The following is a 6,042-nucleotide window of genomic DNA, read 5'->3' as shown; positions in this document are numbered from 1 at the left end:
CCTTGTTCTCCATAAACTTCATATAGTTTAAGCCAAAAATAAAGGTTAAACTCACTGATTTTTTCTGATCGAGAAAGTCCCCTCATACTGTCTTTACCTTCCAAAATAATAGTTACTATACCTAACTTAAATTCAAAATTGTATTTCTGTTTTCTACTCATAAAAAATGCCCCAAAAAGTGTCTAACTTTTTGGGGCATGTCTATATGTTAGCTATAGATGCTTTTTCAAGTAATGAAACTACAAGAGACGAATGTACTCAAGATAATATTAACACCGAGGTGGATTTCTTGTATATAGCAATTCATTGTTTGAGTAAGTTGGATAAAGCCCTTGTCTTTTTTTATTTAGAAGGTATGACACATAGGGAAATTGGACTTAATTTAGGTATAACAGAAGGAAATGCGCGTGTTAAATTAAATAGAGCAAAAAGTAAGTTACAAGAAATAATTAAAAAGCAGGGATATGAATTTTGATGATTTAAAAGATAAGTGGAGGGAACAAGAATTGATTTCTGAAGAATTAACAGAGAAGGTTGTCGTTAGACATATAAATACACTTCCATTAGATAAAATGAGAAGAAATGTAATAAGAGATATTTGGTTACAATCTTTATGTGTGATTCTGTTGGGATTTCTACCTTATTATCATCCTATTATTGAAGGAAATATAGTTTTATATTATATTTTGTTTACTTTGTTTTCTTTAGTAACTCTTTACTATTTACTTAAGATGTTTTTGTTTTATAGAAAATCAGAGTCTTATGTTTTAAATTCTTATGATAGTTTGTATGAAGTGTATTTCAATGTTAGGATGTATGTTCAATTATATGAGAATTTTTGTTTTTCATTAGCACCTTTTATTATTTTGTTTATTCCTTTTTTTATTGGTTTGGATTTAGAGGGAATCGAGAAGCTTTTTAACAATATAGTATTTTTAGTAGCTTTATTTATTTATAGTTTGCTAGTTATATTATTTTGTAAGTATTTGATATATAGATTTTATGGTAGGTATCTTAAACAATTAAAGGATGTTTTGGAAGAGTTTAAAGAAGAAATTATAGGATAAAATAAAAGCCAGTAACTAAATGTTCTGGCTTATCTATTTTAGGACTAGTCAAATTATTACCTTATTTAAAGGTCATTCTTTGAATACGCACTGCATTTAGTATAGCAAGTAAAGCTACACCTACATCTGCAAATACTGCCTCCCACATATTGGCTATCCCACCAGCGCCAAGTATTAAAACAATAATTTTGACAGTCAACGCAAGAACTATATTTTGTATTACGATCTTTCTTGTTTCACGAGCTATACGTATTCCTGTAGCAATTTTTGAAGGTTGGTCTGTTTGGATTACTACATCAGCTGTTTCAATAGCAGCATCACTTCCTAAACCGCCCATAGCAATTCCTATATCACTTAAAGCAAGTACAGGAGCATCATTAATTCCATCGCCAACAAAAGCAATTGCACTATTAGGATATGTATGCTTTAATTCTTCAACCTTTGCTACTTTATCTTCAGGTAGTAAACCTCCATAAGCATTGTCAATTGCCAGTTCTTTAGCAACTTTTTGAGTAATGCTATCTTTATCACCGCTGAGTATTATTGTTTGTATAACACCACAATCTTTCATTTGTGTAATAGCAGATTTAGCATCTACTTTTATTTGATCAGCTATTGTAATATAACCTACATATTCATTTTCTAAAGCTACCACTACAATACTTTCAACGATATCATCAATTACATCTGGATATTTGATATCAAACTGTTTCAATAGCGCTGTATTTCCGACGAGTGCAGTTGTGCTATTAACCACACCTTTTAATCCTTTTCCTGTTATTTCGTGTACATCTTGTGCAATTAAATCAGTTGGAAAAGTTTCATTGATGGCCTTTGCTATAGGGTGAGTAGACTGTTTTTCAATTGCTGATACGATTTGTGTAAAGTTGTGTTGATCTATACTTGTTTCGACCTTCTGCACTTTGAATACTCCCTCAGTCAGTGTACCTGTTTTATCCATTACAACAACATCAAGTTTAGCCATCAATTCAAGGTAATTTGACCCCTTGAAAAGTATACCGTTTTTTGACGCGGCACCTATTCCTCCAAAATAACCTAATGGAACAGAAATTACAAGTGCACAAGGACACGAGATCACTAAAAAGACCAATGCTCTATATAGCCAATCTTTAAATTCGTAATTTTCGACAAACAACGTTGGTAATATTGTAACTGCAACGGCTAAAAAGAATACTATAGGAGTATATATTTTTGCAAATTTACGTATATATAATTCTGTTGTAGCTTTACGCGAACTCGCCTCTTGTACCATTTCAAGTATTTTAGCAAGTGAACTATCTTGGTATAATTTTGTCGTTTGTATTTCAATTACATTCTGTAAGTTGATCATTCCCGTTAAAACGATGTCTCCTTGAGTAAATGTAGACGGTTTACTTTCTCCAGTTAATGCGGATGTATTAAAACTACCTTTGTTAGTTAGTAACTGTCCATCTAAAGGAATTTTTTCACCTACTTTAACCTGTATTTTTTCACCTATTTTGACATCTTCTGGATTAACAATAACAAACTTATTGTTTCTATAAACAGTTGCTTCTTTTGGACGAATATCAAGTAATGCTTTTATATTTCCTTTTGCCTTATTAACGGCTTTTTCTTGAAATAATTCTCCAATTGTATAAAATATCATCACAGCCACTCCTTCTGGATATTCTCCAATTGCAAAGGCACCAACAGTTGCAATAGCCATTAAAGAGAACTCATTAAAGAAATTACCTTTTCCCCCTAATTCTACGGCTTCTTTTATAACAGGGAATCCTACAGGTAAGTATGCCGTACCATACCATAAGATTTGTAAAAGGGTATTGTTTACAAACCACTCGGCTTTGACTATATGAGTTAAGATTAATCCAGTAAATAAGAGAAGAAGTGAGACAATTAAAACGGAATTATTAGTCATTTCTCCATGATTGTGATCATGATCTTCATCGTGATTATGTTTGTGTGGTTGACTATTGTGTTGATCGAAGTTGTTTTTATCACCTTGATCGTGACAATGATTATCTTGGTGACTATTTGATTTTGATGTACAACTATCATTCTGATTTATTTCAGAAGAACAGCAGATTTTATGTGTATGTGCCATAATAGCATTATTTTATCATTCATAACAAATTTAGTAAGTTATACTCGATATAAATAATGCCTTAGCAAGTTTGCAATGCTGTTGCAAGCACTTTGAATTTATCAAATTTCTCACAAATAGTATATTTACAGCGATAATAAAGAAGTATAAGAATAGCTTTAAAGTTGGAGTAGTAATTGCAAGCACTATATGAATGAATGCATATATCAAGAGCTAAAGAGAAGTAGATCAATAGAGGTTTGTTATCAATCAAAAATGTTAATATCAAATTATTACACATCGATAAAGAGAATAAAGCTATAGTATTAGTTTAAAAGATGTTTGCTTGTATTGTTTGTGATGCACAACAATCATCTTGCTAAAGCTTATATACAGGGGGTGAAAATATGTGTTCATACTATTCAACTTAGCCTATATAGCATATAATCCTATAGCATTAAAGGCTTGTATGAGTTGTTATAAAGGTAGTTAAGATGTACTTCTTGTTAAGTTTGTTAGTATATGAAATGATAGCATTTATTGATTTACATAATTTTTTTTGAACAAATACATTAAAGGAAAACTTCGACAACACATCCAAACAGCAAAGGCAATCCACACACTATAAAGTTTAAAACCTAAGTAATCAAACAGCAATAGAGTAGGTATAAAACCACAAAAAGTAGCAAACAACAAATTATTACGTAAAAACTTAGCATCTCCCATTCCCTTAAATATCCCATCATAAATATAAGCAAGAGCATTGATTGGTTGCATAATAAGTACCAACCAGAATACAGATAAAAATACTTTTATTACCTCAGGGTCTTGATTGAAGAGTAAACCAATTTGTTTGTAGAATATAATGCAAATTGTATTTAAAACAAGGGCAATAATAATAGCATATTTGCTGATATCCTTACTCATTTTCCACATTGCATTATAGTTTTTCTCGCCCAATAATCTACCAGATAAAGCATTACCAGCACTTGCATAACCATCAATAAAGAAAGAGAAGAAAAGCCAAATATTCATTAATATACTTTGAGCAGCAATGAAGTTCTTACCATAACCAGTAGCGTAAGCATTTGCTAAATATAGTGCCACATTTAAAGTTGCAGTACGAATTATAAAGTTAAAACTCATTATAATTAATGGCTTTAAAGAAGGGTTAATAGTTCTTCGAACTTTTAACGTAAAAGGAGTTTTCGTAAAGAAGAAGTAGAAAGCCATAATTAGCATTACAGTCTGAGCAATAACACTGGCATAAGCAGCTCCTTTAATATGCATTGCAGGGATCCACCCCTCTACACCAAATACAAATAAGTAGTTTAGACCTACATTTAGAAAAGCTCCTACCAAACTACACTTCATTGCCCATACAGTGTTTTGAAGCCCCCTAAAGACTCCAAATATAGCAAAGGTTATCAAAGTAAGAGGAAAGCCCCAAGCTCGTATTAAATAGTATTCTTTTGCATAGGTAAGTATAAGGCCACTTGCATTATAGGCCACAAAGATCTCGTGGACAAAGAAAGTAGTAAAGATGAATAAGAACACACTCAATAGAAAGTTGAAAACAATAGCTTGAGGAACAAGTGTTTTTACTGCAAATAATCTTTTGCTACCTAAGTGTTGTGATACGGTAGCAGAGATAGATGTTTTTGTTTGCGCAACTACCCATATAATAGCCGAGAGAAATGAACCAACAAGACCAACAGCAGCTAAGGCTTCTACACTATTTTCTTTTACATTCCCAACAATTGCAATATCTGTTAAAGAGATTATAGATTCTGAAATTCCTGAAAAGATAGCTGGAATAGCTAATTTATTGATATCCTTAAACGTAATAGTAGTTGCCATAATAATTTGTAGTACTCAAAAACAATTGCAAAGGTCGCAAAAATATTAGGCAATAAAAAACCACCCTAACACAAGAATTGTGGGGGTGGTTGAAAAAAAAATGTCTTATTAAATAATTAAAAACGCATTCCTACACCAAAACCAATTAACATTGGATCTACTTTTACTTTAGCAGGAATTTTTAATTCGTTGATTGGTGCACCTTCCATTAATAGGTTAGAAGCATCAACAGTTACGTCTGTTTTTAAGAATAATTTTTTGAAGTCAACGTTGATAAAGAATTTATCACTTAAATCAATGTCAAATCCAAATTGGTATCCCCAACCAAATTTGTTATCATACTTAATGTCTTTAGCTGCACCTGATTTTTCGTTGTAGAAAATTGTGTAGTTAACACCAGCACCAACATATGGTTTGAATACTTCACCAAATTTGTGGTGGTATTGTACCATTAAAGTAGGAGGTAATAACCAAACGCTTCCTAAATCGATATTAGCCACATCTGGACCATCAACTAAAGTTGGATGATTTAAGTTAGAACCTAATGTTCCAACTGTATGTCTTGAAGTACCTAAAATTAATTCAGCAGCAAGATTTTCTGTGAAGAAATAAGTGAAGTCTAATTCAGGTATAAAGTTATTGTTTACGTCAATTTGACCACCGATAACACCAATGTCAGCTCTGTTGTGAGGAATTACACCAACACCACGTAAACGCATTTGCCATTTGTATGTTTCTTTTTCTTTAGCAACATTCTCTTGTGCAAATGTTGAACCACCCATTAATAAAGCAGCTCCTAAAAAAGATAGTAGTAATTTTTTCATAATTGTTTTTTTAAATTTTCTGATGTAAAATTAGTGTTAATATTGTATCAACAATATGACTTTTATCATTATTTGGATATTTATTCCAATTAAATGACTTATTTTACTGTTTTTAAGAAAATTTACTTCATTGTAAATGTTGATTTGGTATGTTTAATGTTGTTTGTGTAGTGTCTTTTGTTAATTAATGTATGGTATTTGAATTTAA

Annotated in this window: 6 protein-coding genes; 2 read left to right on the top strand and 4 right to left on the bottom strand. The window is 31.4% G+C overall.

Features of this window, described 5'->3' with window-relative positions; genetic code table 11:
- On the bottom strand, window positions 1-161 hold a 161-nt coding region (locus BLT46_RS13350; RefSeq protein WP_143021880.1), incomplete at its 3' end, for a transposase.
- Window positions 162-166: 5 nt separating this feature from the next.
- Between BLT46_RS13350 and BLT46_RS12070 the strand changes: the two genes are divergently transcribed.
- Window positions 167-475: an RNA polymerase sigma factor gene (locus tag BLT46_RS12070; protein ID WP_090410376.1), complete on the top strand. Its 309-nt coding sequence runs from the start codon at window positions 167-169 to the stop codon at window positions 473-475.
- Window positions 465-1,067, top strand: coding sequence for a hypothetical protein (locus tag BLT46_RS12065; protein WP_090410375.1), 603 nt, complete (start codon window positions 465-467; stop codon window positions 1,065-1,067). The genes BLT46_RS12070 and BLT46_RS12065 overlap by 11 nt, the downstream gene beginning before the upstream one ends.
- A 61-nt stretch (window positions 1,068-1,128) precedes the next feature.
- On the opposite strand, the gene BLT46_RS12060 is transcribed toward BLT46_RS12065, so the two are convergent.
- From BLT46_RS12060 to BLT46_RS12050, 3 genes are all read right to left on the bottom strand, one after another.
- A complete protein-coding gene (locus BLT46_RS12060) occupies window positions 1,129-3,171 on the bottom strand; it encodes a heavy metal translocating P-type ATPase (protein ID WP_090410374.1) in 2,043 nt (680 codons plus the stop codon).
- Between the two features lie 516 nt (window positions 3,172-3,687).
- Window positions 3,688-5,010, bottom strand: coding sequence for an MATE family efflux transporter (locus BLT46_RS12055; protein ID WP_090410373.1), 1,323 nt, complete (start codon window positions 5,008-5,010; stop codon window positions 3,688-3,690).
- Window positions 5,011-5,126: 116 nt separating this feature from the next.
- The gene (locus tag BLT46_RS12050; protein WP_090410372.1) at window positions 5,127-5,834 is read right to left on the bottom strand and encodes an OmpW/AlkL family protein; all 708 of its coding nucleotides are present in this window, start codon (window positions 5,832-5,834) and stop codon (window positions 5,127-5,129) included.
- Between the last annotated feature and the right edge of the window lie 208 nt (window positions 5,835-6,042).

Origin of the sequence: Myroides phaeus, assembly GCF_900099675.1 — a bacterium.
GTDB classification, from domain to species: Bacteria; Bacteroidota; Bacteroidia; order Flavobacteriales; family Flavobacteriaceae; genus Flavobacterium; species Flavobacterium phaeum.
This window is presented reverse-complemented; position numbering and strand designations above follow the sequence as displayed.

Bases quoted from the DNA above. Each gene is read 5' to 3' on its own strand.
- BLT46_RS12065 (WP_090410375.1), top strand. From the start codon at position 465: ATGAATTTTGATGATTTAAAAGATAAGTGGAGGGAACAAGAATTGATT.
- BLT46_RS12060 (WP_090410374.1), bottom strand. From the start codon at position 3,171: ATGGCACATACACATAAAATCTGCTGTTCTTCTGAAATAAATCAGAAT.
- BLT46_RS12050 (WP_090410372.1), bottom strand. From the start codon at position 5,834: ATGAAAAAATTACTACTATCTTTTTTAGGAGCTGCTTTATTAATGGGT.
- BLT46_RS12055 (WP_090410373.1), bottom strand. From the start codon at position 5,010: ATGGCAACTACTATTACGTTTAAGGATATCAATAAATTAGCTATTCCA.
- BLT46_RS12070 (WP_090410376.1), top strand. From the start codon at position 167: ATGCCCCAAAAAGTGTCTAACTTTTTGGGGCATGTCTATATGTTAGCT.